This window comes from Ralstonia sp. NFACC01 (genome assembly GCF_900115545.1).
Lineage (GTDB): Bacteria > Pseudomonadota > Gammaproteobacteria > Burkholderiales > Burkholderiaceae > Ralstonia > Ralstonia mojiangensis.
Genome location: NZ_FOWV01000013.1, coordinates 46,145 through 72,796, shown reverse-complemented (window position 1 = coordinate 72,796; position 26,652 = coordinate 46,145). Strand labels below are relative to the sequence as shown.

The following is a 26,652-nucleotide window of genomic DNA, read 5'->3' as shown; positions in this document are numbered from 1 at the left end:
CGCCTTTCTTTTGCTTACTTTTCTTTGGCAAGACAAAGAAAAGTAAGTCGGTCCCGGCAGGGAACGAAAAGGGGGGTGGACCACCAACAAAGAAACCACCCTCCACCCCTTCCGAGTTCCAAATCCGCATTCGCCATAACCAGCCGTGCAGACGCAGCGTTACTGAATCACCAGCCCATTCGGCCCCACCACGCCCAGCTCCACATAGTGCGAGCCCGGCCGCGTGCGGTCGGAAAAGTCCACCATAAACCCGCCACCCACATCGAAGTTGCGCAGATGGGCCAGCTCGCGGCGCACCTGGTCACGCGTGGGCTTGGGGCCGGCACGGCGCACGGCTTCGGCCAGCACCTTGGCTGCCACAAAGCCTTCCACCGCCCGGAATGAAAGTTCGACATCTCTGGCGCCCACGGCTGCGCGTGCGCGGTTGAACTCTCGGATGACGGGGTTGACGCTCTTGCCCGGGTTCGGCATCACGAGCGCCAGCGAATAGCCACGCACCGCGTCGATACCTGCCACCTTGAGCAAGATGCCCGGATCGATGGATGACAGCCCCAGGAGCTGCGCGCCACCACCACGCACGCGGTATTGCTTGATGAACTGCGCGGCGGGCTCCGCCGTGGCGCCCAGGAAAATGGCCTGCACATCGGTGCCGAGCAGCTTGTCGACAGCGGCGCTCACCGAGGCCGTATTGCGCGGGTACGAGGCGGTGGCTGCAATCGTCAGCTTGTGGGGCTTGAGCGTGCGCTCCACGCCTGCCAGCACTTCCCTGCCCAGCGCATCGTCCTGATACAACACCCCGATACGCGTAACGCCGATGGTGACGAGCGCGCCTACCATCTTGTCCATCTCCTGCTGGTAGCTGGCCTTGATGGGAAACACCAGCGGATCGCCGGTCATGCTGGAGGCACCCGTGGCGGGCCCGACCAGCGGCAGATTGGCTTCGGCCAGCACGCCACTGCGCATGAGCGCTTCCACATTGGCGGTGCCGACCACGGTGAGCGCCGCCACGGGGTTGTCGATCTTGGCCATGTCGCGCACGTTGCGCAGGGTCTGCTCGACTTTCTGCTCATCGTCGCGGGCGACCAGGCGGATGGTCTCGCCGTTGATGCCGCCGTCGAGATTGAGCCAGTCGAAATACAGGCGTGCCCCGGCATTGAGTGCCCGCCCCGTCGCGGCTTGCGTGCCCGACAGCGGCAAGGATTGGATGATGCTGATGTCGGCGCGGGCGGCCGGCGCTGTCAACGCAGCCATGCATGCCACACACGTGGCAAGTGCGGCCCACGGCCGCAACCATCCCATCGCCCCGCGTGCCCCCCGGCTACGCGTGTGATTTCCCGTTTGCATTGTTCGCACCCATGTCGCCGCGTGCCTCGTGGGCAACGGCGTTTTTGTCGAGACCGCTTGAGCGATCCGCTTTGTTGTGTGGCGCCAGATATCTCCAGCGCCGGGCGATAGCCTGCCATCGACATCTGGCTTCGACAAGTCCTGCCGGCGCATTTACACTGGCCCGACCGTTTCTGTCGCAAACCCGCCATGCCACAGCGCCTCCTGCCCACCGATATCGAAGGCCGCACACCGCCCTCAGCGGCGCATCCGGTGCGGCTCTACACGCGGCAGATGGAGGCCAATACGCGGTTCCCGCGCCACACGCATCCGTGGGCGCAGGTGGCGTATAGCCACAACAGCGTGCTGCGCGTGCAGGCCGGCGACACCGCCTGGGTGGTGCCGCCCTCGCGGGCGATCTGGATTCCGCCCGGCATCGAGCACGAGGTGTGGGTGGTCGAGGCCGCCTTCCTGCGTACGCTGTATGCCGACCCGTCCGTGGTGACGGGCACGCTGGCGCAGTGCCGCGTGATGGAGGTGTCGCCGCTGCTGCGCGAGCTGATTGCCGCCATGGACGTGCGCCAGCCGCTGCCGGCCGCGCGCGAGCAGGCGCTGGCCATGCTCATCCTCGACGAGCTGCGCCGCAGCGCCCCGCTGCCGCTCGATCTGCCTATGCCTGCCGACAAACGCCTGCGCGCCCTGTGCGAACGCGTGATGGCCGACCCGGGCACCCCGCTCACCTTCGACGCCCTCGCCCGCGATGTCGGCGCCAGCGCCCGCACGCTGGCGCGGCGCTTCCGGGACGAGCTGGGCGTGAGCTTTTCGCAGTGGCGCCAGCAGGCCGTGCTCGCCAGCGCCATCCCGATGATGTCGCAGGGGATGCCGCTGTCGCGCGTGGCGCAGGAGCTGGGCTACAACAGCCAGAGCGCGTTCTCGGCGATGTTCCGGCGGGCGTTCGGCAGCAGCCCGAGCGCGTTTCTGCATCGACCGGGCGGCGACGACGCCTAGCCCCCAAAGTGGAGGCGATCCTGCCGCACCTACAGCGGCGGAATTTCCATCGCAGGCAGCAGCACCGCAAAGCGCGCACCCCCGGCCGTGGCCGCATCCAGACGGACGTCGCCGCCATGCACCAGCGCAATACGCCGCACGATCGCCAGCCCCAGGCCGAAGCCTCCGGTGTGGCGGTCACGGCTGGCGTCCAGGCGCAGGAACGGCTCGAACACGCGCGCGCGGTCCGGCTCGGGGATGCCAGGGCCATCGTCTTCCACCGTCAGTCGCAGCGCACCGGCGGGGCCCGCTTCGGCGCGGATGGTGATGGTGTTGCTGGCATAGCGCGCGGCATTGCGGATCAGGTTGAGCAGCGCACGCGCCAGCAACCGCGGGTCGCATACGTGGTGCGCGGGGGCGGCATCGGCGTGCACGGCCAGGATGAGCTGGCGGTCAGCCACGTCGTTGGCGACGCTGGCGACCACGCTGTCGAGCCATTCACCCACGGCCACGCGCATCAGCACGAGGTGCATGGCGCCCTGCTCCAGGCGGCTCAACGCCAGCAGCTCGCTCACCAGTTCATCAAGTTCGCGCACATCGCGGCGCAGCGCATCGAGCCGCACGTTGCGCTGTGCTTCCGACACCGGCGACTGCAGCAGCGCAATGCCGAATTCCAGCCGCGCAATCGGCGTTTTCAGCTCGTGCGAGATGCCGTTCATCATCTCGCGCTGGTGCTGGATCGAGCCCTGGATGCGCTCGGCCATCTCGTCGAACTGGCGCGCCAGCGCATACACGTTCGAGCGCTTGCGCAGATTGGCGCGTGTCGCCAGCTTGCCAGCACCGAAGCCGCGCGCCGCGTCTTCCAGCACGCGCAGGTCGCGCCAATGCATCCAGACCCAGAGCAGCAGCGGCAGGAGCGCGGCAATGGCGATCAGCGAATAGGCGATCAACTGGATGCCAAGGTAGTCCATGTCCTCGCTGTGGGCGTGCAACACGCTGCCGTCGCGCAGCGGCAGGTAGTAATCCTTGCCGTTGGTCATCAACACAAGCTTGTGGTCGGCCAGATCGCGCCGCTGCTGAGCTGAGAAGCCTGGCACGGTGTCCGGATCGACGAGGTCGAATTTCTCCCACGCATTCTTGTTCAAACGCGCGATGGCGGCATCGCGCCCGTCGGAGCCCGCGTGATCCAGGTAGTCCTGCAGCACGAAGGCGTAACCCTTGCGCACCTCGCGCTCGCCGTGGGTGAGTGTGTCGTGGAACAGCCAGACGAACGACTTGTTCACGCCGATCAGCGCCAGCGCCGCGGCCACCACGACCATCGCGTACAGCTTCAGTAACGACTTGAGCACGGTTCAGTCCTCCCACGCCGACGGGCTGAACAGATAGCCGCGTCCCCAGATCGTCTTGATCTTGTGCGGCTCGGGCGAGGCATCGCCAAAGCGGCGGCGCAGGCGCGAGATGCCCGAGTCGACGGTCCGGTCCAGCCCGTCGAACTCGATGCCGCGCAACTGTTTGAGAATGTCGTCGCGGCTGAGCACGGTGCCGGCGGCGCGCGCGAGGATCAGCAGCAGATTGAACTCCGCCGTCTTGAGGTCGACCGGCTGGCCGCGCCACGTGACGGTGCGGTTGGGTGGCGAGATAGCGAGTTCGCCGAAGACGAGCGTGTCGTCGCGCGGCGCCACCGGCTCGGACGTCGACATGGCCGGCACCGAACGGCGCAGCAGCGCGCGAGCCCGCGCCACGAGCAGGCGCGGCTCGATGGGCTTGAGCACGTAGTCGTCGGCGCCGATTTCCAGCCCGGCCACCTGGTCGTATGTGTCGACACGCGCGGTCAGGATCAGCACCGGCACGCGCGAGAACGCGCGGATGCGCCGACACACTTCCATGCCGTCCATGTGCGGCAGCATCAGGTCGAGGATCACCAGCGCCGGCTGGTGTTCACGCACGGCGGCCACGGCAATGTCGCCGCGCCGCACCACTTCGACTGCAAATTCATAGTTGCCCAGGTATTCGCCGACAAGCTGCGCGAGGCGGTCGTCATCTTCGATCAGCAACACCTTGGTCTTGAGCGGCGCGTCGGTCATCGCGTTCATCGCCCGTACCCCCGTTTCTTCTTGTGTTGGCGCGCAGTGTACGGCGCCGGCCTTGCGAGCGGATGGGGCGGAGAAACTTGCGGACACTCGCGCACAATTGCGCACAACTTCCCGGCAATTTCCAGACAGACGTGCGCGGGGCATCTCGCCAGACTGCGGGCTCTCTCTCAAGAGGTCCAACAAGAGGTCCTACGTGCTCAATCGTCTCTCTCCCCGGTTTTCCGTCGCTTATCTGGCCGTGCTCTCCGGCATGTGGCTGTCTCCGTCTTCGGTGTATGCCGATGAATCGTCGTATTCGCTGTCGCTCAACGCGGGCGTAGCGCCGCGCTACCAGGGCGGCAAGGAGTACACCGTGACGGCCGGCCCGGGCTTCCGGGCAGATTTCGGCAACGGCTGGTTCATCGACCCGACCCAGGGCGGCGCGGGTTATGCCCTCCGCTTCCTGAACGGCATGTTCGCCTCGGCCGCGCTGTCGTACGACCCGGGCCGCTCCGACACCAACCGTTACGGCCGCCCCGGCTCGGATCACCTCAAGGGCATGGGCACCGTCAAGGGCTCGCTGCTGGGCGTGTTCACGGTGGGCGGCAAACTCATCGGCGACACCACGGGCAGCGCCACGCTGGAAGTGCCCATCACCAACCGCGAGCGCGGCTGGTCGGGCCACATTGACGTGGCGGCGCCGGTCGTGAGCTGGGGCAGCGACAAGATCACCGTCAGCCCGAGCCTGCATTTCGGCTCGAGCAAATACATGCAGACGTACTTCGGAGTGACGCCGCAGCAGTCGGCCAACAGCGGCTTCGCCCAGTACAGCGCGGGCAGCGGCCTGCAAGCCGCCACGCTCACGGTGGCCTGGACGCACGAGTTTTCGCGCCATTGGGCGGTGCAGACGGCGTTCGGCACCTCGCGCCTCTTGGGCAACGCGGCGAAGAGCCCTATCGTGCAGAACAAGCAGAGCTACTTTGGCGGCACGGGCGTCGTCTACACGTTCTGACCGGGCCCCCAATCAAGCGAGGGCATCGAGCCACCCCACGGTTTCGCGCCACCACGGCGCGCCGGACGATGCCCGGAAGAAGCCCATGTGGCCGACGCCCTTGGCGCCCAGCGCTGCGCCGCCCACGTGCCGGCGTGTCACGCGCGTGGCGGGAAACTGCGCGACCAGCGCATCGATGGCATTGGCCGGTGCCAATGGGTCATCGTCGAAACCCCAGGCGAGCAGCGGCACGGCGAGCCTCGGGTAACGCGAGGTATCCAGCCCGGTACGCGGCGCAAAGAGATAGCCGCGCCGGCGGGCAAAGCGCGCCCAATCACCCAGGATGGCGGCCGGAATCGACATCGGCCCCATGCCGACAGCCGCGAGCGGCAGCATGCCGCCGCGCACGCGCGCCACCGCCAAGGGAATCCGCACACGCAGCAGCCATGCGAGTTGCGGACGGATCAGCGGGCCGTGCCACGGCCACAGCCGCGCATTCGCCAGCGACACTGCCACGTGCACCAACGCATCGGCATGCACGATGTGCGGTGCCAGCCCCGCCAGTTGCCCGCCCGCGCTGTGGCCGAGCACCACCAGCTTGCGGCCGCCGCAGCCCTCAGGGACCAGCGTGTCGTGCACCCATTTCAGCACGGCGTCGATGTCCTGCCGGCCCCAATCGGCAAAGCGCGGTGTGCCCGGGCCGGTCGCGGCCGCCGCGCCAATGCCGCGGTAGTCGAACGTCACCACCCGCCAGCCCGCCAGGCACAGGGCCCGCGCAAACGCCGCGTAGAACTGGCGCGGCACGCCCAGCGCCGAGCAGATCACCACCGTGCCGTGCGCGCCCAGCCCGGGGCTGGTGACCGTCACGGGCAGCGTCCACCCGTCGGCCGTGCGGACGTGGTCGTCGCGGGTGGGAAGGGCATCGGCGGGGTAGTCGATCGGTTCGCGCTGCATGGGCACTCCGCTCGGGCTATCAAGTTGGGATGGACCGAGTATTGGCGGCGCAGGATGCGGTCACAATTACGCGACAGGTAATCGCGGCAGCTACCCGACTCTGCTTCAATAGGTGACATGACGCCCACCAAGCCCGCCTCCGCCTCGTCCATCGACGACACCCTCATGCTTGAAGACGCCCATGCCTCTCATGGCGCCCAAGCGGCCCAACCGGCAATTGAGCCGCCTGAAGCGGCGCTTTCGCGGTTCCCGCAGTTGCTGCGCTTCTGGCGCACGCGGCGCGGCTATAGCCAGCTGGCGCTGGCCCTGGCGGCGGGTGTATCACAGCGGCACGTGAGCTTCCTGGAATCTGCGCGCGCGGCGCCCAGCCGCAACATGATCCTGCAGCTGGCCGAGGAGCTGAACGTGCCGCTGCGCCATCGCAACCAGATGCTGCTGGCAGCCGGTTTCGCGCCCGCCTATTCCCAGCAGGGCCTCGCCACGCCGGCCGATGAAACGTCGCCGATGATGCAGGCGGTGCGCCACGCGGTGAAGCTGATCCTCGACAAGCAGGCCCCGTATCCGGCCATCGTGCTCGACCGCTTCTGGCATGTGCTCGACGCCAATGCCGCGCATCGCCGGCTGATGCGCTGGGCCATCGGCGACGACCGGTCCGAGGGTGCGCCGGGGGCCGTCAACATGATGAAGCTGGTGTTCGACCCGACCGCGCTGTGGCCGGCGATCGCCAACCGTGAAGCAGTCGGCCGCTACCTGGCCCGGCGCGTGCGGCAGGAACTGGCGCTGCAGGCCATCGACCCGGCGACGCAACGTCTGCTGCACGACATCCGCGCGATGCAACCGGCGCTGTTCGATGCGGCGGATGCGCCGGCCTCCCCCGCCGCGCTCCCGCACGATGCCGGGGATCCGCCGCCGTTCCTTCCCATTTCGCTGCAGCGCGACGGCGTGACGATCTCGCTGTTCTCCACGCTCACCACGCTGGGCACACCGCGCGATGCGGGGCTGCAGGAGATGCGCATCGAGTGTTTCTATCCCGCGGACGAAGCGTCGCGGCGGGCGTTGGAGCGTATTACGCTGTAACTGCACCCGATTGCAACGAGAATCATTCTCATCTATATTGGCCGGTCGATTTGCCTCCCTCCGGCGGCCCTTGCGCCGCCTTGTGCTTCATGACCGACCTGTCCCATCCCCCGCTTTCGGGCGAGCACGCCGCCAAACCGGGCGCCAAGCCGGCCGCCAACGCGCGCCCCGCAAAAGCCAAGGCTGAACATCCCGCCAATCGCCGTGCCACGATCGTCCGCTGGCTGCGCAAGACGCACGGCTGGTTCGGGCTGTGGGGCGCGGTGATGGGCCTGATCTTTGGTGTGTCAGGCATCTGGCTGAACCACCGCGCGGTATTGAAGCTGCCCGTGGCGCAACAGCGCACCAATACGCAGGTCGCCCTGCCCGACCCCGTGCCGGCCACGCCTGAAGCGATGGCCGCCTGGCTGCAGCAGACGCTGAACACGCCGGAGCCGGCCACCCGCACGCGCGTGGAAAAGGCCAAGCCCGTGGCCTGGGCCGAGCGCCCGACCAAGGGTCAAAGCGCCTCGGACGAGAAGAACGCCGACGCGCCACGCGAACCGGCCGCCAAGCCCCTGATGCAGCCCGAGCAATGGACCTTCAACTTCGGCAGCGCCACCACGCAAATCCAGGCCGAATACTGGGCCGGCAACCGCTCGGTAGCGATCCGCCAGACCGACAACGGCTTCCTCGGCACGCTGATGAACCTGCACAAGGGCGTCGGCATGACGGTGCCGTGGATTCTGCTGGTGGATACGCTGGCCGGCTGCCTGATCTTCCTGTCGATCTCGGGCCTGTGGCTGTGGGTGATGACCACCAAGCGCCGCACGGTCGGCTGGACGATCTTCGGGTTGGGAAGTCTGCTGGCGATCGGGCTGGCGATCTCGCGGCTTTGAGTGCCGCATGTGTGGTGGATGGCGCCCGCGGGGCGCCATTTTTTTTTGCCTTCGCGGCTTCGTTGCCGTCGCTTACGGGCGGTCGACGCCGCGCTCTGTCAGCAGCCGCTGGATCGCCCGCATGCGCGAACGCACCATCTCATCGCGGCGTTGCGCCACGCAGGTCATCAAGATTTCGATGACGGTCAGGTGCACCAGATACGCCTCGGTGCCGACCCGCATCACCGCATCTTCCGGCACGTCCACCGTCAGCGCGATCTGCGCGCGCTCGGCCAGCGGCGTGCCCGCCTGGGTGATGGCGATCACGCACGCGCCCTGCTCGGCCGCATAGGCGATCGACTCGAGCAGATACGGCATGCGCCCCACGTGCGAGAACGCCACCACAACGTCGGACGCGCCCAGCATGGCCGCCGACACGAGCTGCAGATGCGCATCAAAGTAAGCATTGGATGCCAGCCCCAGCCGCATCAGCCGCGCTTGCATGTCGTTCGCCATGAACGATGAGGCCGCACCGGCCGCATAGCAATCGACGCGGCGGGCGCGGGCGATGCGTTCGGCGGCGGCGTCGACTTGTGTGGTGGACAGCGATTCACGCAGTTTGGCCAGCGCACGCGTGGCTCCATCGATGACCTTGCTGGCGACCAGCGCCGGCGGATCCGCCCGGCCGACATGGCCCGGCAGCGTCGGCTGCGCGTGCGCGAGTTCAGCGGCCAGCGTGGCCTTGAACTCGCGCAGGCCTTCAAAGCCGAGCGCCTGGCACATCCGCACGATGGTCGGCATCGACACGCCGGCGCGCACGGCCAGCGTCTCCACGGATTGTTCGAGCGACAGCTCCGGCGCTTCCAGGATCAACCGCGCCACGCCCTGCTGCGCCGGCGATAGCGCGGGCAGCTTGTCACGCAGGGCGTTGAGCACGGGAACGGAGAGCGAAGGCATGGGGGGCGTGGGCGGCAAACGGAAATCGGCGTCGCCAGTGTAGCGGCAGCCCCGCGCCACACCGCCTGCCCGAGGGAAAACCCCCAAGAATCTGTAAGCCGGCGGTTTACGCTCAACGCCCCTTCGGCGGGCAACGCCCCAACCGGCGCGACGTGTGCGGCGCTTTGTCGGTGCATGCGTAACTTCAACCCTTACAGCACAGACTTGCCTGAGAGTCGGCCCCCGAGCCAGGCCGGAAAGCCCATTCCGGCCAACACAACAGTCGTCACGACAACAAGGGAGCCACATGACCACTTCGAACCGTTCCATTCCGCTATCGGCCGTTGCACTGTCGGCACTCCTTGCCTGTGGTGCTGCGCACGCGCAATCGAGCGTCACGCTGTACGGCGTGATGGAAACCGGCCTGCGCTACAGCACCAATAACGACGCCGACGGCCACGGCAAGGCCGAGATGGCGGGCGGTTACTACAGCGGCAGCCGCTTCGGCATTCGCGGGTCGGAAGACCTGGGCAACGGGCTGAAGGCCGTGTTCCACCTGGTCAGCGGTTTCGCCCCGGACACAGGCGTGGGCTCCACCAACGACATGGGCCTGGGCGGCTACAAACCGACCACGCCCGCCACCTCGCGCCTGTTCGGGCGCCAGGCGTATGTCGGACTGGAAGGCGGGTTCGGCTCGCTGACGTTCGGCCGGCAAGAGAACCTCGTCTTCAACACGGCCGGCCAGTACGATGCGCTTTCCATCGGCAACCTCGGCGCGACAGCCTGGCACGTGACCGCCACCGGCGTGCGCATCGACAACTCGGTCAAGTACGTGGGGGATTTCAACGGCTGGCGCCCCGGCGTGATGGTCGGCATGGGCGAGCAGGCAGGCGCGTTCTCAGCGGGAAACTACAGCGCGCTGTCACTCAACTACGCCAGCGGCCCGTTCGCCTTCGGCGGCGCATGGGAGCAGCAGAAAGACCTGCAATCGGTCGGCACCCGCACGTGGACCACCGGCGGCAGCGTGCAGGTCGGCCCCGCCAAACTGATGCTCGGCTACATCAACTACCGCGACGGCACGCGCACCAAGAACGACCTCATCCTCGGCGGCGTGAAGTACGACTTCAGCGGACAGTACAACCTGGTGGTGGGCGGCATGGCCACGCGCCAGCGCGACCCCGACGGCCTGCGCTACACCGCATACGCGATCATGAATTACGTGGTCAGCAAGCGCACGTGGCTGTACGTCGGCATGGACTACACCCACCAGAAAGACGCCGGCACGGTGCTCGCAGCCGCGCTGCCGAAAGCCTCGCAGACCGGCGTCATGGTCGGCATGCGCCACGGATTCTAAAACGAAGACACGGCCTGGGCGCCAACACATGCGCCCAGCCGGCTTGGCTTTTGACTTTCCCCTGCCCTAGATGGCGCCTTGATTTTCTGTTGCAGAGAGGAAAAAGGAAGGGAAACTGTCTGAGCGAAGCGAGTTTTTCCCTTCCCTCTCTGCGACCTAAATTCAAGGAATCTTTCGCCATCTCGGGCGCGCCTTTCTTTGCTTACTTTCTTTGGCAAGACAAAGAAAGTAAGTCGGCCCCGGCAGGGGACGAAACCACAGCAAACCACCAACGCCCTTACGCCGGCGCAGCAGCAGGCGGTTCATTGGAAGAAGCCGACGCCGCTTTCTCCGGCGCCACCCGCGCCATCCACTCCTCCAACGCCGCAGAAGTCCGCAACACCGTCCCCGGCGCCGCCAGCGGCACGTGCGCCTTGTCGAACGCATCCTTGAGCACAACGTTGAACGCGCGCAGCACGTCAGCCTGCTTCTGCGGACGCGTCTTGAACCGCCCCTTGACGATCATCGCGCCACCTTCAAAGCGATCCAGCCCGAAGATTTCCGCACCGCCGAGCAACGTGTAGCCAAAGCGCGGCTCACCCGCAATCTGATCAGCCGCCGCGCGCACGAGATCGATCGCCTGCTGCGGCTCTGCCTCCATCGACACGCGCACTTCAAAATCGGCAAACGAGTAATCGCGCGAGAGGTTGCGCACGGTCTTGATCTGGCTGAACGGAATCGACAGCACCGCACCTGTGCCATCGCGCAGCCGTACCGTGCGGATGGTGAGATTGATGACGGAACCCGTAGCCACGCCCACGTCCACCGTATCGCCCACGCTGATGGTGTCTTCCATCAGGATGAAGATGCCGGTGATGAAATCCTGCGCCAGCGACTGCGCACCAAAGCCCACCGCCAGGCCGATCACGCCGGCGCCGGCCACCAGCGGCGTCACGTTGACGCCCAGGTTGGCCAGCACGCCAATGCTGGCCGTCACCACCAGCGTCACCTTCAGGCCGTTGCGCAGCAGCGGCAGGATGGTCAGCGCACGCGTGCTGGGTTGCGCCCGCGCGGAGGCCGGCGACAGCGCCCGCAGGATCGCCGTGTCGAGCAGGATCCAGACCAGCCAAGTGGCAAACACGGTGCCGATCAGGCCGACCAAGGCATCGGCGATGCGCTTACCGTTGACCGAACTGTGCGCGACCTCCACCAGCGTGTGGCCCCACACGCGCAGCACCAGCTCCAGGAAGGCGATCCAGATAACGAGCTTGATCAGCGCGCCAACGAAATGCTTGAGCCGCTCCACGTAAGGCGAACTGCGCGCCAGACGCAGGTGCGAGCGCCAGTTCGCGCGGGGGCGAATCAGCGCCGACAGAAAGAACGCCGCCACCAGCAGCAGCGACGTCATCACCGCGCGGCGCGCCACGGCGTCAACGTTGTCGGGCGTCGTCAGCGTGGCCACGACGGTGGCGCTCGCCAGCACCACCACCGGCACGGGCCAGAACGCGGCCAGCAGACGGCGGACCTGGTTGCCCGTGTGTTCGCCGCTGCGCAGCTCCAGCGGGCGATTGGCGATCAGCTGGCCGATGGGCCGGCGCGCCCACAACGCGCCCGCTGCCAGCATCAACGACGACACCACGTTGCACACCGTGGCCAGCAGCAAACTGAGCGATCCGCCCAGCACCAACGCGACGCGCGGATCGACCAGCGCATCGCCGCAGGCGCCCAGACTGGCCGTCAGAAAAATCGGCCACATGCCGTGCTTGAACAGATATTCCACCGCCACACGCCGGTGCGCGCTGCCGGAAAAGAGCGAGAACAGCATCGCCACGCCCGCCGTGATGATCGCGCCCCATACGATGGCGTAGGCCAGCACCACCGCCAGCACAAAGCCCGGCGAGGCGTCGTGGTCGAGCCGCACGATGACTGCAAAGGAGATCGCCCATGGGCCGATCTTGCGCAACGCGTCGATCAGCAACGCCCGAGTGGTCGGATGCGGCCCGAGGCCCGCCGTGAGGCCAAACACACGGCGGATCAACCAGCCCAGGGCGAGCAGGCCACCGGCAATGGCGGCCCAGATGCCCACGGTGCCGGCAAAGTCGGCGGCCAGCGGCATGCGTTTGTCGGGCGAGAAGAGCAGGCCGGCATTACCGCTGGCGGCCTCGATGCGGCGCAGCCAGTAGCGCGGCGCCCCGGCTTCCACATCGGCCTGCAGCGAGCCGTTCTCGATCAGCGACGCCACCGCACCCAACAGACCCGGTGCCTGTTCTGCCTGCACCTTCTGCTGCGCGCTCATGCCGTCGCGCAACTGCTTCAGTTCATTGACGAGGGCCGTGCGCTGCTGGTCGTTGTTGAGCAGCGTGATGACGGTGTCGAGCGACTGGCGTGTCTGCGCAGGGTCCGCCGCCGGCGCCGATGCGCTGGCGGTGGAGGTCGGCAGCCCGGCCAGTTTGGCAAACGACACCGGCGCGGCGTCGGCCACGTTGGCGAAGCACGCCATCAGCAAAATCAGGAGCGACGCGAGCGGCCACAGTTGCCGCGTGCAGAAGAGAGAATGAGTACGCATGACAGGGAAAGCGATCGTGCAGACATCGACCACGGCACGATACGCGAATTCCCCGGGCGCACAACCTCAGCGCTTGGCGCCCGGTGGCAGCGGCACCCGCCGCCAGAGCCAGGCGGCCGTGCCGAGCGCACATGCCATGCATGCCATCACCAGGGCCACCACCCCGGGCCAGCCCCACGGTGCGTAGAGCTTGCCGCCTGTCGTGCCGATCAGGCTGGAGCCCAGGTAATACGCCAGCAAATACAGCGCTGCGGCCTGCCCCTTGGCACGCTGCGCGCGGCGCCCGACCCAGCCGCTGGCCACCGCGTGCGCACCGAAAAAACCGAAGGTCAGCAGCGCGATGCCGCCAATCACCAGCACCAGCGGGCCCGCCAACGTCATCAGCACGCCCGTCGACATCAGCGCTGTGCCCGCCAGCAGCATGCGGCCCCGGCCATGGCGATCCGCCAATCGGCCGAACCACGCAGAGGCGCCAATGCCCAGCAGATACACCATGAAGATGCCGCCCACCGCCGTCTGGCTAAGGGCGTACGGCGCATCGAGCAAGTGAAAGCTCGCGTAGTTGTAGATCGTGACGAAGCCGCCCATCAGCAGAAAGCCCATGGCGAACAGCGCGCGCAGGCCCGGCTCGCGCAGATGCGCGCCCAGCGTGTCGAACAGGTCGCCCAGCGCCACGCCCTTGCGCGGCACAAAACGGCGTGACGCCGGCAACAGCCACAAGAAGGCCAGCGCCGCCAGCAAACCCAGCGTGCCGGTAAAGCCGATGGCGGCACGCCAGCCAAAATGGTCGGCCACGGCGCCGGTCAGCACACGCCCGGCCATGCCGCCGAACGCCGTCCCGCCGATGTACAAACCCATGGCCATGCCGAGACCTTGCGGATGCACCTCTTCCGCCAGATACGCCATGGCCACCGCCGGCACGCCGCCCAGCACCACACCCAGCAACGCCCGCGTGGCCAGCAACCCGTGCCAGCCCGGAAGCACCGCCGCCGCCAGCGTGAGCGCCGACGACAGCACCAGCGACACGCCCATCAGCGTCTTGCGATGGATCGACTCCGACAGCAACCCCGCAAACAGAATCGCAAATGCCAGCAGCAACGTGGACACCGACAGAATCAGGCTCGTCTGCGCGGGCGTGAGGCCAAAGTCGTGCGCCAGCATCGGCATGAGCGGCTGCACGCAATACAGCAGGGAGAACGTGGAGAAGCCCGCCGCGAACAGCGCCAGGTTGGCACGCAGATAGCCGGGGTGGCCGCGGAGCAGCCAGCGCGAAGGATCAGCGGGTTCGATGGCGGGCGGGGAAGAAAGCGGAGCGTTCACGGCGGGCGGGTTGAAACAAGCGCAGGGGCAAGCGCCTATTATCGTTCGCAGGCACTGTTCCCGCTGCGCTGCGGCATTGCTCTTGCTGCGCAGCCCCCACCACGTTTATCCGCCCGACCATGGAAACCACGCTCTACTACTGGCCCGAAATCCAGGGCCGCGGTGAATTCGTCCGGCTGGCGCTGGAGCAGGCCGCCGTGCCCTACACCGACCTCGGCCGCGAAGATGAATCCGCCATCGAAGCGTTTCTCGACGATGCCGGCATTCCGACGCCGCCGTTCGCACCACCGTTCCTGGTGGCTGGTCCGCTGGTGATTGCGCAGACGGCCAACATCCTGCTCTACCTGGGCCAGCACTATGGCCTGGCCCCGCACGACGAAGCCGGCGGCCTGTGGACGCACGGCCTGCAACTGACGATTGCCGATTTTGTGGTGGAGATTCATGACACGCACCACCCCATCGCGTCGTGCGAGTACTACGAAGACCAGCGGTCCGAAGCCAAGCGCCGAACACAGGATTTTCTGGACAATCGCGCGCCCAAGTTCCTGCACTACTTCGAGCGCGTGCTCGACCGCAACCCCGCTGGCCCGACATGGGCCGTGCGCGATGCGCTGACGTATGTGGATTTGTCGCTGTTCCAGATCGTGGCGGGACTGCGTTACGCGTTTCCGCGCCACATGCAGCGATATGAGCGCGAGCTACCGCATCTGGCGGCGTTGCATGACCGCGTGGCGGCGCAGCCGAACATCGCGGCGTATCTGGAATCACCGCGACGCATTCCGTTCAACACGATGGGCATCTTTCGCCACTACCCCGAGCTCGATGCGCTGAAATGACAAAACCCGGCACAGGCCGGGTTCGCATGGAGGTTCAATCGTTCAGGCCGCTAACGGCGTATCGGGCAACCGGCGGCGGATGTCTTCCAACGCCGCGGGCCAGCTTTCAATGGCTGCCAAGTCGTGGATGTCCTGCAGATCGATCAGCAGATCCACCACCTGATCGTCGTCGACATTCACGCCGGAGCAGCGCAGCGCACACGCGAGCGGATCGTCGCTCGGCACACGCAGTAGGCTTACGCCCAGGCGCTCGATCGCGCTGCAGTAGAACGCATCGTCGATGAGGATGCCGACGCCGCACCGGCGGTTATCGAGGCCGCGGTAGCGCGGCTCGCCGTCGGCGTCTTCGGAACGGCATTGCTGTGCGAGCAGGTGCGTGCGCACGCGTTCAAAAATGTCCTCGATGGCGAGGAACGTCCCCTTCCCTTTCATGGCGTCACCTTCTATAGGGTGATCTGTGACCGGCCGGTCGGTCAGAATGTATCGACAAGAGCGCCGCTCAGGCCGAATTGGCGCGCAATCGACTGCAGGCGTTCCTTCCACTCCCACGTGCCGAACACGTCGTGCGCGTTCTGCAGCTTGGAGAGCAGCTCAACGGTGTCGCGGTCATCCACGTCAATGCGCGCACGCTTGAGCGCGCGGCGCAGCGCAATGACGCCGGCGTCCATGTAGCGCGGAATCTCGTTGGTGGGCTTGAGGATGTAGCGCACCGGCACGCTTTCCATCGACGTCGTGTAGTCACGCACGCCGATCAGGTTGCCGATCGGGCAGCAACGGCCGCCCTGGCCGTGGTACGCCGCACCGCCGCGCGGCAGGATGGCAGCGCCGCCCTGTCCGAACAGATGGCGGACTGCGCCGTCGTAGATTTCTTGTTTGCTGAGATATTGCGTCTTCATGTTCTTTCCCCTGACCCCAGAGTGCAGGCGTCGCCGATTCGATTTACTTCCGACTTCCGGCCTGACGTTGCGTCCGACGTCGCACAATCTGCCATCCGTGCGATCTATCTTGGTTCAGGATGCACCAGAACCATGGGCCGAAAAAGGACCGGAATGTAAGTCATTTTTACCGTTTGCTTTTTGGCAACGGATTGCCCGCAAAGGTGCGTCAGTCAACGCTTTTCGGGTGCTTCATACACCACGCACTCAGGCCGCCTTGACATGCCGCGATGCGCTTTCGCAACAGCATGTGCGCATGACTGCGCGCACGTGGCGTATGCGTCGTAGGCGCGGCGCTTACATCCCGATGATCTGGTCTGCGTGACCGAGACAGAAGCCACGTCGGTCATGATGCCCACAGGTGGGCATCACCTCGTAGCCCGCAGCGCGCAGCAACACAGCGCGCGCGGCGACTTCCACCGGAGGCAGGGGCTGCCCCGAGTCTTCATCGCGCACCAGCCGGCCCAGTTGGGCAAACGGCTGGCGCAGCAGATGGTCCAAATCCAGCGAACCGCAGTACCGCATCACATCACCTTCTTCCAAAATGGCGGCGGCACCGCGGTGCGCCGTTACATCGATTCGTCCACCAGTTCAGGGCACGCAACAACCGTCCGGCGCACACGCGCATAGGCGGCACGCTGGGCCCAGATCGCATCGGTCAGGGCCGCGATGAGCGCGTCGCGGGGCAGGCTTTGCGATGCCACGCCGAACTGCGCCTCCACGGTACGTAGAGCCTCCGTCACTTCGCTTCGCCATCGGGCGTCGAGTCGCTGGGTCATGTTGTTCTCGTTGGGTCGGTTCTGGCGCGGTGGGCGGCGGGCTTGTGCCCACTCTGGCCGCGCTGGGAAGGGATTGGCGGAATGGGTTCCGCTCTTGTTTGTGAAGAACGGCACACGGGGCCGAAACTTGATTGCCGCGGCGGGGGGTAAACCGGCGCCTCCGTCGGACCTGGCGACACCCGGCGCCACTCCGCCAAACGGCCTCCCCCATTCGCGCAGCAACTTCGGCGGGTGCCCGTGGCCCAATCGGTTCTGCAACCGCCACCGAGCCACCGATGAAGATGGAGCGTCACGTGTCCCGACTGTCTTTTCTGCGCCGTGCCGTGCTGGCCCTTGCCTGCGCACTGGCCCTGCCCGCCGTCGCCACGGCCGGCGCGCCCGACCCGCGTCAATACATGCATGGCATCGGCGCGGTGCCTGGCGCAACGGCCAACACCTTCAACGTGTTCTTCAGTAGCTCCGGTCTGCCCCCGCGCGGCGCCGATCGCAGTGGCAGCTGGCCGCACGATGTCTATGTCGCGCAATGGCATGCCGACACGGGGGTGCTCGATGCCCCGCGCATCTTCATCCAGAAGCCCGAAGCGCAGGAGCCGGTGACGGTGGCCCGCAATCGCGCGGGCCAGGTGATGGTGTCGTTTGAAGACGGCTGGAATGCGCCGGAGAACGTTAACCAGCGCTTCGGCATCTACGACACCGCGTTGCGGCCCATCAAGCCGTATCCGCAACAGGTGGAATCCGGTGGCCACTCGGGCCATATCACGGCCGTGGGCGACCGTTTCGTGGTGTTCTATTCCGACGGCTGGATCACCGGCGGCGGTGTCGACAACCTCGGCAGCGGCAACGGTGTCTACCTGAAGGTCTACGACGGGCGCGGACGCCGCCTGCACAACGTCGATGTTGCCGATGGCCGGCGCGAATGGTGGCCCATGGTGGCAGGCGGCAGCACCAACGCGCTGCTGGCCTGGCAGCAGTTCGTGCCGGGCCAGACGGAGGCCAATCTGAAGATCGCCGTCTTTGATCCGGTGAGCGGACGCGTAACGGGCGAGCAGCTTCTGCACAAGCATCTGCAGTACTACACCTACAGCGTCACATGGATGCCGGCGATCGAGCGGTTCCTGCTGGTGGGCGTGGCCAAGGGCAACGGCTTTGCCGATCTGATCGACACTACGGGCAAGGTGCGCGCATCCATTTCATGCATGCCGGCAACCGTGCGCGAAGCCGGCATCGCCGTGAAGCAGAACACCGCCTACACGCCCGCCGCCGATGGCCGTCTGCTGCAACTGCAGGCGGGGCCGGATTCGCTCACGCTATCGGCTACGTTGCTGAACACCGACGGCAAGCGCGTGCAATGGCGCCCGGTGGGCAGCACCGGTTTGCTGCGCACGTCGGGCGCAATCGACTGGATGTCGCTGACGGAAAAGGGGCTGGAGCAGTTGCACTTCGACCCCACCAAGACGCAGCCGGCCAACGCGGTTGACCAATGCCGTTAGCGCGACAGGCTCAAGCGTCCGTAACAAGCACGCGCAGGCGTACGAGGCCATCCCACCTGGCGTGGATGGCATCGGCAATGCGGGCGATTTCGGCAGCCAGTGCCGGCGGCAGGACCAGGTCGACCTCCACCGCGCCATCGACGTAATGCAGCACGCAGTGGCGCGCGTCCAGCGGCGTGCCGGGCGGCAGCAGTTGTGCCAGCACGGCATGCAGCGCATCGCGATCGGGTAGCGGCACGGGGTCGGTCGCGATGTGCTCGCGCGGGTCGACGTGAATCTGCACGTCGAGCACCGCCATCGCCGTGTGTGCCGTCAGCACGTTGGTGCGGGCCCGGACGGCAATCGCATGGCCCTCGCTCACGGAGACACGCGGGTCCACCTCGATATGCGCGTCCACCAATGCCTGGTCTCCCGTCACACGCGTGCGCAGATCGTGCACATTGATCACGCCCGGCGTGGCTTCCAGGCTGACACGGATCGCCTCCACCTGCGCGGGCGGCAAGGCCCGGTCCATCAGGTCATTGAGCGCCTCCCAACCAAAGCGCACGCCCACACGGCCAATCATCAGCCCGACGATGCAGGCGGCCACCGGGTCGAGCCAGTGATAGCCCATCAGGTTGCCCGCCACGCCAATTGACGCCACCAACGACGACACCGCATCGGAACGCGCATGCCACGCATTGGCAATCAGCATGCGTGAGTTGATGCGCTTGGCCACGGCCAGCATGTAACGGAAAAGTCCTTCTTTGGCCGCCAGCGCGATCAGCGCCACCACCAGCGCCAGACCATGTACCGGCGTCGGCCCCTGCGGCGAGCGCAGGCTCTCCACGGCGGCCCAGATCATGCCCGCGCCCGCCCCGATCAGCAGCAGCCCCAGCCCGAGCGACGCGGCGTTCTCATAGCGCGCGTGGCCGTATTGGTGATCTTCGTCTGGTCCCTTGTGGCTGTTGCGGTTGGCAATGAAAACAATGCCATCGGCGATCAGGTCGGACAGCGTATGCAGCCCGTCGGCCACCAGACCCTGCGAATGCGACCACAACCCCGCCGCAATCTGCCCCGCCGAGAGCAGGCAATTGACGCCTGCACTCACCAAGGTTGAGCGTTCGGCGCTCTGCTGGCGCGCGGCCGCTGAAGGTGCTGTCGAGGATGTAGGCGTCATGGGAAATCGGTGCGATCAAGCGTGCGAAGCAATCGCGAGCATTGTGCCACGCAGCGGCGCGCCGCCCTGGTCCGAAATCATGGCTGCGATCACAACACGTAGCCACAAATCTGCACCAGAAAAGCGCAGATCGGGGTGTACGAATAGGACTTTTCCGATGTTCCGCCCTGGAGGCTTCGGCGATTCTCAGCAATGCGGCAAACACGTTGCCGCACGTTACACGCTCGGAGACACATCGACATGCAGACCCCAGTCCAACTCGTCATTGCAGATGATCACCCCGGTGTGGTGGCAGCCCTGCGACGCCTCGTGTCGGCGGTCGACGGCTTCGAGGTGGCGGGCGAAGCCACCAACGCCGATGAGCTGCTCGCCGTGCTTGGCCGCGTGCGCTGCGACCTTGTCATCACCGACTACGCCATGCCCGGCAGTCGCTATGGCGACGGCATCCTCCTGCTCGAATTCCTCGTGCGCCGCCACCCGGACCTGCGCGTGATGGTGCTCACCATGCTTGAGACCCGTGCACTGATGAGCAACATCCTGCGCGCGGGCATCAAGGTCATCGTCAGCAAATCCGACGAACCGCAGCACATCCTCGAAGGCATGCAGGCGGCGGCGGACGGTCGCATCTATCTCTCGCCAATGCTCAATGTCAAGCTGCTCTGCCGCAACGGCGAACCGCAGCCCGTCCACGACGACCCGGTCTCCAAACTCGGCAAGCGGGAGCTGGAAGTGCTGCGCATGTACGTGACCGGCAAGACGGTCAGCGAGATTGCCGTGCAGCTCAACCGCAGCGTCAAGACCATCAGCTCGCAGAAGCAGACGGCCATGCGCAAGCTCGAGCTTGGCACCGAGGCGGCGCTGTTCGACTTTGCCGTGCGCCACGGGCTGCTGGGCAGCAGCGAGGGCTGACACGATGATGGCGTGGCTCGCGCCCAGGGCGGCTGCCCACCTGCGCGTTGGTATCGTTGCGGGGTTGCTTGCCTGCGCGGCGGCATTTGTCTGGCTGGGCGGAGCGCGCAATGCCGACGCGGAGGACGCCTCACAGACCATTCAGCGGCTCAAGCAGTTTCCACCCAAGGTAACGGTCGGCGTGATCAGCGACGCCATGGCTCCACTCGAAGGCGTGGAAGCCGACCGGCTCAGCGGCTTCTCGGGTGATCTGCTGATGCATCTGATTCCGCAGGATCAGGTGCGCGTCATCCCGCGCGTCTTCGCACGGCGTGACGAGCTGCTCAAGGCGGCTTGCCGGGGCGACGTCGACATCATCATGAGCGTGGCACCCCGCTCGCAATACGATCACTGCCTTATCTATTCCGCGCCGTACCTGGAACGTCCCACCGCAGTGGTCGCGCGCATCGACAACGCGCAAGTCGCGCAGAACCCGTTTGCCTCAGGCATGCGCATCGCCGTCGAGCAAGGCTCTTCGCTCGAAGAGGAACTGGCGGTTCAGTACCCGAGCATCCGGCTGATCAGTACCCCCACGGCAGCCGACGCCCTCGATGCCGTGCTGCACGACGCGGCGGACGCTTACGTGGGTGTGACCTACCCCACGCGGGAGTTGATGTCGCAGCCGCGCTACCGGCGGCTGTCGATCGTGCAACTGGTGAACCAGCAGGTTGACGCGCTGCACTTTGCCGCGCCGCGTGAGCAGGCGATGCTAATCCGCTATCTGGACCGCCACCTTGCCCAGTTGCCCGACGCCACCATGAGCGAGCTGCGCGCGCGGTGGATCACGCAAGGCGGCGGTTCGTTGGCAGGCCTGCAGTTGTCGGCCGAGGAGCGGGCCATGCTGGCGTCGCTGCCGCCGCTACGCTACGCCGCCGACCCCGACTACATGCCGTACACCTTCAACGGATCGGGCGGCGGGATGCTCGGCATCTTTCCCGAGTACCAGAGCTTTCTCTCGCGGACGCTCGGGTTGCGCTTCGAGCGGGTGGCCGTGCGCGACTGGGCCGAAGCACTCGCGAAGGCGCATAGCGGCGAGGTCGACATCCTGCTCGGCATATCCGACCAGGATTCCCGCCCGCCGGGCTTTACGCTCACCCAGCCGATCGATGCCACGCCGATGGTGATCGTCGGGCGCACCGACGCGCTCACGGTGGCCGCGCTGCCCGAGCTTTCCGGCAAGACCGTCGCGCTGCCGACGAGCGAGACGCTGACCACCCTGCTGCGCGAGAACGTGCCCAAGGTCCGCATCCTGCCTGCCGGGTCTGTCAACGACGCGTTGTCCATGGTGGCGACAGGCGAGGCCGACTTCACCATCGCCAATCTGCCGGTGGCCGACGCGCTCATCCGCCATCACTTTCCGGGGGAACTGAAGGTCACGGGTTCTGCGAACACGATCGAGAGCATCGGCGTGGGCGTGTCGGCGCAATACGCCGCACTGGTTCCACTCATCAACCGCGCGCTCTTTGCCATGCCCCAAGGCGAGCAGGTGACCATCCGCAACAAATGGCTGTCGGTCAGCTACCAGCTTGGCCCGTCGGCGTCGGCCGTGCTCGCCAAGTTTGGGCCGGTAGCCGCCCTGGTGCTGGCGGCGCTGATCGCACTGTTCATCAAGCAGATGCAGCTACGCCGCGAAAACCACCAGCGCCGCCGCGCCGAAGAAAGCCTTGCCCGCCAACTGAGCTTCCAGCGTGCGCTGATGGAAGCGGTACCGTTCCCGCTCGTCGCCAAGGACGCGGCGCACCGTTACGTGGCGGTGAATGCGGCGTTCTGCAATATGTTCGGCCGGACACGCGTATCGCTGCTCGGGCGTACGCCGCAGGAACTGGGCCTGTATTCGGTCAGCACCACGGCGCCGCTGGCCGATATCAACCGGCGCGCTGTGCAGACCTGCGAAAGCACCCGCGAAGAACTCGTCATTGACACGCCTGACGGGCAATCACGCAACGTGCTGTACTGGATCGAACCGTTCCACCTGTCGGACGGACAACCTGCGGGCACCGTGGCCTCGCTGGTCGACATCAGCGAGATCCGGGAAGCGCAGGCGCGCGCGGAGCGCCTCGAGCAGCGCTTGCGCGAAGTCACCGAATCGCTGCCGGCGCTGGTCTATCAATTTGAGCTGCCGCCCGGCCAGACACGGGGCCGCATCACCTACGTCGCAGGCAAGGCCCACGAAACGCTGGGCGCACAGCCTCAGGATCTGCTGAGCTACCTATCCACGCCGGAACGGCTCATTCACGAAGACGACCGGCAGCGCATGCTCGACACGGTGCTCGTCTCGGCGCAGCAGTTGACGCCGTTCGACCAGCAATTCCGCCATGTCTGCGAAGACGGTGCGGTGCGCTGGCTGCACGCGCGGTCGATCCCGCATCGCGAGCCGGACGGCCGTACGGTCTGGAACGGCTACGTGAGCGACGTCACCACGGAGCGCGAGCAAGCCGACGCACTCGAAGCGGCCAAGAACGCAGCGGAATCGGCGTTGCATGCGAAGGATCGCTTCCTGGCCATGATGAGCCACGAAATCCGCACGCCCATGAACGGCGTGCTTGGGCTGGTCGAGCTGCTGCAGCAGACGAAGCTCGAAGGCGAGCAGAAGCAGATGGTCTCGATGGTGCAGGATTCGGGGCGCGCCCTGCTGCACATCCTCGATGACATCCTCGATTACGCAAAGGTCGAGGCCGGTCGACTGGACATCTCGCCGTCGCCCACAGACTTGCGCGAGGTCTTTGACGGCACGGTCGGCCTGCTGGCAAGCCGCGCCCACGAGAAGGCGCTCGCCGTGCACGTGGACGTGGCCGCCAACGTACCGGCCAGCGTCTCGGTCGACAGCATTCGTCTACGGCAGATCCTCTTCAACCTGCTCTCCAACGCCATCAAGTTCACCGACACGGGCAGCGTGCGGCTTTCGGCGGAGTGCACGCGCATCGAGAACGACACGGCGCACCTTGCCATCTGCGTCAGGGATACGGGCATCGGGATCTCATCCGAGGTCCAGGCCACGCTGTTTGCACCATTCGTGCAGGCTGAGCGCTCGACCACGCGGCGCTACGGCGGCACCGGTCTGGGCCTGGCGATTTCTCGCCAGCTTGCCGGCCTGATGGGCGGCAAGCTCGTCATGGAGAGTGCGCCCGGGCACGGCACGGCGGTCACGCTGCATTTAGCCGTGCCGATGCTTAAGGCACGGTATGCGTTGCCGCAACTGGCGGGCTGCAGCGTTGCCATTGTTGTGGACGACCCGGCTGTGCGGCACAGCCTCACGCAATTCGCGATCGCAGCCGGACTGCAAGCGGGCCCCGTCGCCAACGCCGACCTCCTCTTGAGCTCGACCGCCCAGGCGGATGCGCGCGCCATCCGCATCACCCCGGAAGCGTGTTATTCCGGACCCGGCAACACGCTGAGCATCAATCCTCTGAACTGGCACGCATTTGTGCAGGCGTGCGAGCGCGCGCTCCCCCCATCTGATCATCTGCAGGCGACCAGCGCCGCTGCACATGCGCTGCCGGCCCCAACACCCTGTGATGCGCCGGGCGCGCACATCCTCGTGGCGGAAGACCACCCGATCAACCGTGAACTGATCGCCAAGCAACTCCGGCTACTGGGTTATCGCGTCACGCTGGCCGAAGATGGCGTCGTCGCGCTCGAGCGTCTGCACGAACATCATTTCGATGCGTTGCTCACGGACTGCCACATGCCGCGCATGGACGGCTTCGACCTGGCGCGGCACATCCGCCACGAAGAGCGCGCCGGCGGCCCTCGCCTACCCATCATCGCCATCACGGCAACCACGCTCGCCGAGGAGCACGCGCGGTGCCGTGCCGTGGGAATGGACGCAAGCCTGCTGAAACCCACCACGCTTGTCACGCTGCAAGACGCGCTGTCTGCGCTATGGGAAGCCGCAGAACCTGCGGAAGCGCCCCTGGAGGGGCCATTCGCCCTGTCGCTCGACGATCTGCACGCCGCGCTGGGGGCCGACCCTGCCGTAGCCGGGCTGGCACAGGTCTTCCTGTCGTCGCTGGCCGAGGATGCGCAGCGGCTGCAGCCGCTGCTGGACGCAATGGACCGCGTAGCGCTGCGCCAGTGGGCCCATCGCACCGGAGGCGCGCTGGCGCTGCTGCACAACCCGAGCGTCGACGCCACGTTGGAAGCCTTCCTCCATGCTGTGCATGACGGTAGCGAGCGTGACATCCGCCTCTCGGGGCGCCATGTCATGCGGCTTCTTGCGCACATCAACGCGTTGTTGAGTGCCTTCGCGCCGGCAGCCCCTGACGTTGTGCACCGCACGCAAGTGACGGATTCCTAAGGGAAAACCGTTTCAAGCGATCGATGCATCGCTTTTAGATGAACCGTTCCAATCGGTCGATTGACTCGGTCTAGGCAGCCTCCTACGATGACATCGATCAATGTCACATTAAGAGGCGCCCAAGTGGTGCCCACGGAGACACCACGTGAACGCACGGACCGATTTTCCGCGCCCCGACGCTTTTGCGCCGACCCCGCGCAGCCCTGACGCCCCCATCCTGATCGATGCCGCCATCATCGGGACGGGATTTGCCGGCCTGGGCATGGCGATCCAGCTCAAGCAGAACGGCATCGACAACTTCCTGGTCTTCGAAAAAGCGGGGTCTGTCGGCGGCACGTGGCGCGACAACCATTACCCCGGCTGCGCGTGCGATGTGCAATCGCACCTGTATTCGTTTTCGTTCGCGCCCAATCCGGACTGGTCGCGCATGTATTCGCCGCAACCAGAAATCCGCGCGTATCTGGAGCGCTGCACCGATGAATTTGGCGTGCGCCCGCATGTGCGCTTCCATCACGAACTGGCGCGCGCGGCCTTCGACGACGCTGCGGGCGTGTGGAACCTGGAAATGGCCGACGGCCGCCGCTACCGTGCCCGCACGCTGATCTCCGGCATGGGCGGCCTGAGCCGTCCGGCCTGGCCGAACATTCCCGGCATCGAAAACTTCCAGGGCAAGGCTTTCCACTCGCAATTGTGGGAGCACGACTACGACCTGCGCGACAAGCGCGTGGCCGTGATCGGCACTGGCGCCTCGGCCATCCAGTTCGTGCCGCAGATTGCGCCAAAGGTCGGCCGCCTTGACCTGTATCAGCGCACACCACCGTGGATCCTGCCCAAGCCCGACCGCAAGGTGTCCCGCGCGGAGCATTGGCTGTTCCGCCACCTGCCGTTCACGCAAAAGCTGATGCGCACGAGCATCTATTGGATGTTGGAATCGCGCGTGCTCGGCTTTGTGATCCATCCGAAGCTGATGAAGGCGGTGGAGCGCATGGCGCGCGGTCATATCAAGCGCCGCATTGCCGATCCCGTGCTGCGCGAGAAGGTCACACCGAACTACACCATCGGCTGCAAGCGCATCCTGATCTCGAACGACTATTACCCGGCGCTTACGCGCGAGAACGTCGACGTCATCACCTCCGGCATCGCACGCGTCGAACCCAATGCCATCGTCACCACCGATGGCACGCGGCGCGAAGTCGATTGCCTGATCTTCGGCACGGGTTTTCATGCAACGGACCCGTTCCCGCGCGGCGTGCTGCTTGGCAGCCAAGGCGTGGACATTGTCGACGCGTGGGACAAGCACGGCGCCGAGGCCTACCTCGGCACCACGGTGTCGGGCTTTCCGAACTTCTTCATGGTGGTGGGCCCGAACACGGGACTCGGCCACTCGTCGATGGTGTTCATGATCGAGTCGCAGGTGGCGTACATCGTCGACGCGCTCAAGTCGATGCGTGCGCACAACGTGGCGGCCATCGACGTACGCCCCGACGTGCAGCGCCGCTTCAACGACGGCATCCAGAAGCGGCTGTCGAATGCGATCTGGTCTGCCGGCGGCTGCGTGAGCTGGTACCTCGACCCGAAGACCGGCAAGAACACGACGCTGTGGCCGGGATTCACGTGGCAGTTCCGTCGCGCGACCGCGCATTTCCGGCTGGCGGATTACCGCACGCGCCCGATGACGGTACCGAAGGGCGTGCCGTTGCGCGTGCCTGCCCGCACAGTGCCCGCCGCTCAGAACACCCCTAACGAAGAAGCGCTCGACCGCGTCTGACGCGCGCCAGCCCCAAGGAGACCA

Annotated in this window: 22 protein-coding genes; 10 read left to right on the top strand and 12 right to left on the bottom strand. The window is 66.2% G+C overall.

Annotated elements, in window-relative coordinates; translation table 11 throughout:
- Nucleotides 1–159: 159 nt before the first annotated feature.
- On the bottom strand, nucleotides 160–1,251 hold the full coding sequence (locus BM136_RS23560; protein WP_092976506.1) for an ABC transporter substrate-binding protein: 1,092 nt from the start codon (nucleotides 1,249–1,251) through the stop codon (nucleotides 160–162).
- Nucleotides 1,252–1,533: 282 nt separating this feature from the next.
- Here BM136_RS23560 and BM136_RS23555 point away from each other — a divergent pair, with 282 nt between their 5' ends.
- Entirely contained in the window at nucleotides 1,534–2,331 is a 798-nt protein-coding gene (locus BM136_RS23555) for an AraC family transcriptional regulator (protein WP_092976487.1), read from the top strand.
- 29 nt (nucleotides 2,332–2,360) lie between these two features.
- Here the strand turns inward: BM136_RS23555 and BM136_RS23550 are convergent, their stop codons facing one another.
- Nucleotides 2,361–3,659 carry an ATP-binding protein gene (locus tag BM136_RS23550; RefSeq protein WP_092976484.1) on the bottom strand — a complete coding sequence of 433 codons (1,299 nt, stop codon included), beginning with the start codon at nucleotides 3,657–3,659 and terminating at the stop codon, nucleotides 2,361–2,363.
- Nucleotides 3,660–3,662: 3 nt separating this feature from the next.
- Nucleotides 3,663–4,394, bottom strand: coding sequence for a response regulator (locus BM136_RS23545; protein ID WP_092976481.1), 732 nt, complete (start codon nucleotides 4,392–4,394; stop codon nucleotides 3,663–3,665).
- 202 nt (nucleotides 4,395–4,596) lie between these two features.
- Here BM136_RS23545 and BM136_RS23540 point away from each other — a divergent pair, with 202 nt between their 5' ends.
- Entirely contained in the window at nucleotides 4,597–5,394 is a 798-nt protein-coding gene (locus BM136_RS23540) for a MipA/OmpV family protein (RefSeq protein WP_254775742.1), read from the top strand.
- Nucleotides 5,395–5,406: 12 nt separating this feature from the next.
- Here BM136_RS23540 and BM136_RS23535 read toward each other — a convergent pair whose 3' ends face one another.
- On the bottom strand, nucleotides 5,407–6,327 hold the full coding sequence (locus BM136_RS23535; RefSeq protein WP_092976475.1) for an alpha/beta hydrolase family protein: 921 nt from the start codon (nucleotides 6,325–6,327) through the stop codon (nucleotides 5,407–5,409).
- 117 nt (nucleotides 6,328–6,444) lie between these two features.
- Here BM136_RS23535 and BM136_RS23530 point away from each other — a divergent pair, with 117 nt between their 5' ends.
- Nucleotides 6,445–7,404, top strand: coding sequence for a helix-turn-helix domain-containing protein (locus BM136_RS23530; protein WP_092976472.1), 960 nt, complete (start codon nucleotides 6,445–6,447; stop codon nucleotides 7,402–7,404).
- 89 nt (nucleotides 7,405–7,493) lie between these two features.
- Nucleotides 7,494–8,282, top strand: a complete 789-nt coding sequence (locus BM136_RS23525) for a PepSY-associated TM helix domain-containing protein (protein WP_092976469.1) — start codon at nucleotides 7,494–7,496, stop codon at nucleotides 8,280–8,282.
- A 72-nt stretch (nucleotides 8,283–8,354) separates the two neighbouring features.
- Here the strand turns inward: BM136_RS23525 and BM136_RS23520 are convergent, their stop codons facing one another.
- Entirely contained in the window at nucleotides 8,355–9,218 is an 864-nt protein-coding gene (locus tag BM136_RS23520; RefSeq protein ID WP_092976466.1) for a MurR/RpiR family transcriptional regulator, read from the bottom strand.
- A gap of 286 nt (nucleotides 9,219–9,504) precedes the next feature.
- Between BM136_RS23520 and BM136_RS23515 the strand changes: the two genes are divergently transcribed.
- Nucleotides 9,505–10,551: a porin gene (locus tag BM136_RS23515; RefSeq protein ID WP_092976463.1), complete on the top strand. Its 1,047-nt coding sequence runs from the start codon at nucleotides 9,505–9,507 to the stop codon at nucleotides 10,549–10,551.
- 277 nt (nucleotides 10,552–10,828) lie between these two features.
- Here BM136_RS23515 and BM136_RS23510 read toward each other — a convergent pair whose 3' ends face one another.
- Both BM136_RS23510 and BM136_RS23505 read right to left on the bottom strand, forming a co-directional pair.
- Nucleotides 10,829–13,096 (bottom strand): mechanosensitive ion channel family protein, encoded by a 2,268-nt coding sequence (locus tag BM136_RS23510; RefSeq protein ID WP_092976503.1) that lies wholly within the window; start codon nucleotides 13,094–13,096, stop codon nucleotides 10,829–10,831.
- 66 nt (nucleotides 13,097–13,162) lie between these two features.
- Complete coding sequence (locus BM136_RS23505) at nucleotides 13,163–14,416, bottom strand: MFS transporter (protein ID WP_092976461.1); 1,254 nt, start codon at nucleotides 14,414–14,416, stop codon at nucleotides 13,163–13,165.
- A 119-nt stretch (nucleotides 14,417–14,535) separates the two neighbouring features.
- On the opposite strand from BM136_RS23505, the gene BM136_RS23500 reads away from it, so the two are divergent.
- Entirely contained in the window at nucleotides 14,536–15,252 is a 717-nt protein-coding gene (locus tag BM136_RS23500) for a glutathione S-transferase (protein WP_092976458.1), read from the top strand.
- A gap of 42 nt (nucleotides 15,253–15,294) precedes the next feature.
- Here the strand turns inward: BM136_RS23500 and BM136_RS23495 are convergent, their stop codons facing one another.
- The 4 genes from BM136_RS23495 to BM136_RS23480 all read right to left on the bottom strand — a co-directional run bounded on the left by BM136_RS23495 (nucleotide 15,295) and on the right by BM136_RS23480 (nucleotide 16,966).
- On the bottom strand, nucleotides 15,295–15,684 hold the full coding sequence (locus BM136_RS23495; protein ID WP_092976455.1) for a hypothetical protein: 390 nt from the start codon (nucleotides 15,682–15,684) through the stop codon (nucleotides 15,295–15,297).
- 41 nt (nucleotides 15,685–15,725) lie between these two features.
- A complete protein-coding gene (locus BM136_RS23490) occupies nucleotides 15,726–16,148 on the bottom strand; it encodes a hypothetical protein (RefSeq protein WP_012436616.1) in 423 nt (140 codons plus the stop codon).
- A gap of 336 nt (nucleotides 16,149–16,484) precedes the next feature.
- Nucleotides 16,485–16,712 (bottom strand): hypothetical protein, encoded by a 228-nt coding sequence (locus tag BM136_RS23485; RefSeq protein WP_024977450.1) that lies wholly within the window; start codon nucleotides 16,710–16,712, stop codon nucleotides 16,485–16,487.
- 44 nt (nucleotides 16,713–16,756) lie between these two features.
- A complete protein-coding gene (locus BM136_RS23480; protein ID WP_092976453.1) occupies nucleotides 16,757–16,966 on the bottom strand; it encodes a hypothetical protein in 210 nt (69 codons plus the stop codon).
- Between the two features lie 275 nt (nucleotides 16,967–17,241).
- Between BM136_RS23480 and BM136_RS23475 the strand changes: the two genes are divergently transcribed.
- Complete coding sequence (locus BM136_RS23475) at nucleotides 17,242–18,456, top strand: hypothetical protein (RefSeq protein WP_092976451.1); 1,215 nt, start codon at nucleotides 17,242–17,244, stop codon at nucleotides 18,454–18,456.
- A gap of 10 nt (nucleotides 18,457–18,466) precedes the next feature.
- Here BM136_RS23475 and BM136_RS23470 read toward each other — a convergent pair whose 3' ends face one another.
- Nucleotides 18,467–19,615 (bottom strand): cation diffusion facilitator family transporter, encoded by a 1,149-nt coding sequence (locus BM136_RS23470; protein WP_092976448.1) that lies wholly within the window; start codon nucleotides 19,613–19,615, stop codon nucleotides 18,467–18,469.
- Between the two features lie 240 nt (nucleotides 19,616–19,855).
- On the opposite strand from BM136_RS23470, the gene BM136_RS23465 reads away from it, so the two are divergent.
- The 3 genes from BM136_RS23465 (at nucleotide 19,856) to BM136_RS23455 (ending at nucleotide 26,628) form a co-directional block, all read left to right on the top strand.
- The gene (locus tag BM136_RS23465) at nucleotides 19,856–20,524 is read left to right on the top strand and encodes a response regulator (protein WP_092976446.1); all 669 of its coding nucleotides are present in this window, start codon (nucleotides 19,856–19,858) and stop codon (nucleotides 20,522–20,524) included.
- A gap of 7 nt (nucleotides 20,525–20,531) precedes the next feature.
- A complete protein-coding gene (locus tag BM136_RS23460) occupies nucleotides 20,532–24,860 on the top strand; it encodes an ATP-binding protein (protein WP_092976501.1) in 4,329 nt (1,442 codons plus the stop codon).
- Between the two features lie 145 nt (nucleotides 24,861–25,005).
- A complete protein-coding gene (locus BM136_RS23455) occupies nucleotides 25,006–26,628 on the top strand; it encodes a flavin-containing monooxygenase (RefSeq protein WP_092976443.1) in 1,623 nt (540 codons plus the stop codon).
- Nucleotides 26,629–26,652: the final 24 nt, after the last annotated feature.

Excerpts from the sequence above, each read along its gene's own strand:
- BM136_RS23560 (WP_092976506.1), bottom strand. The coding sequence starts at position 1,251 with ATGGCTGCGTTGACAGCGCCGGCCGCCCGCGCCGACATCAGCATCATC.
- BM136_RS23555 (WP_092976487.1), top strand. The coding sequence starts at position 1,534 with ATGCCACAGCGCCTCCTGCCCACCGATATCGAAGGCCGCACACCGCCC.
- BM136_RS23545 (WP_092976481.1), bottom strand. The coding sequence starts at position 4,394 with ATGACCGACGCGCCGCTCAAGACCAAGGTGTTGCTGATCGAAGATGAC.
- BM136_RS23535 (WP_092976475.1), bottom strand. The coding sequence starts at position 6,327 with ATGCAGCGCGAACCGATCGACTACCCCGCCGATGCCCTTCCCACCCGC.
- BM136_RS23530 (WP_092976472.1), top strand. The coding sequence starts at position 6,445 with ATGACGCCCACCAAGCCCGCCTCCGCCTCGTCCATCGACGACACCCTC.
- BM136_RS23525 (WP_092976469.1), top strand. The coding sequence starts at position 7,494 with ATGACCGACCTGTCCCATCCCCCGCTTTCGGGCGAGCACGCCGCCAAA.
- BM136_RS23520 (WP_092976466.1), bottom strand. The coding sequence starts at position 9,218 with ATGCCTTCGCTCTCCGTTCCCGTGCTCAACGCCCTGCGTGACAAGCTG.
- BM136_RS23515 (WP_092976463.1), top strand. The coding sequence starts at position 9,505 with ATGACCACTTCGAACCGTTCCATTCCGCTATCGGCCGTTGCACTGTCG.
- BM136_RS23510 (WP_092976503.1), bottom strand. The coding sequence starts at position 13,096 with ATGCGTACTCATTCTCTCTTCTGCACGCGGCAACTGTGGCCGCTCGCG.
- BM136_RS23500 (WP_092976458.1), top strand. The coding sequence starts at position 14,536 with ATGGAAACCACGCTCTACTACTGGCCCGAAATCCAGGGCCGCGGTGAA.
- BM136_RS23495 (WP_092976455.1), bottom strand. The coding sequence starts at position 15,684 with ATGAAAGGGAAGGGGACGTTCCTCGCCATCGAGGACATTTTTGAACGC.
- BM136_RS23490 (WP_012436616.1), bottom strand. The coding sequence starts at position 16,148 with ATGAAGACGCAATATCTCAGCAAACAAGAAATCTACGACGGCGCAGTC.
- BM136_RS23485 (WP_024977450.1), bottom strand. The coding sequence starts at position 16,712 with ATGCGGTACTGCGGTTCGCTGGATTTGGACCATCTGCTGCGCCAGCCG.
- BM136_RS23480 (WP_092976453.1), bottom strand. The coding sequence starts at position 16,966 with ATGACCCAGCGACTCGACGCCCGATGGCGAAGCGAAGTGACGGAGGCT.
- BM136_RS23475 (WP_092976451.1), top strand. The coding sequence starts at position 17,242 with ATGAAGATGGAGCGTCACGTGTCCCGACTGTCTTTTCTGCGCCGTGCC.
- BM136_RS23470 (WP_092976448.1), bottom strand. The coding sequence starts at position 19,615 with ATGACGCCTACATCCTCGACAGCACCTTCAGCGGCCGCGCGCCAGCAG.
- BM136_RS23465 (WP_092976446.1), top strand. The coding sequence starts at position 19,856 with ATGCAGACCCCAGTCCAACTCGTCATTGCAGATGATCACCCCGGTGTG.
- BM136_RS23460 (WP_092976501.1), top strand. The coding sequence starts at position 20,532 with ATGGCGTGGCTCGCGCCCAGGGCGGCTGCCCACCTGCGCGTTGGTATC.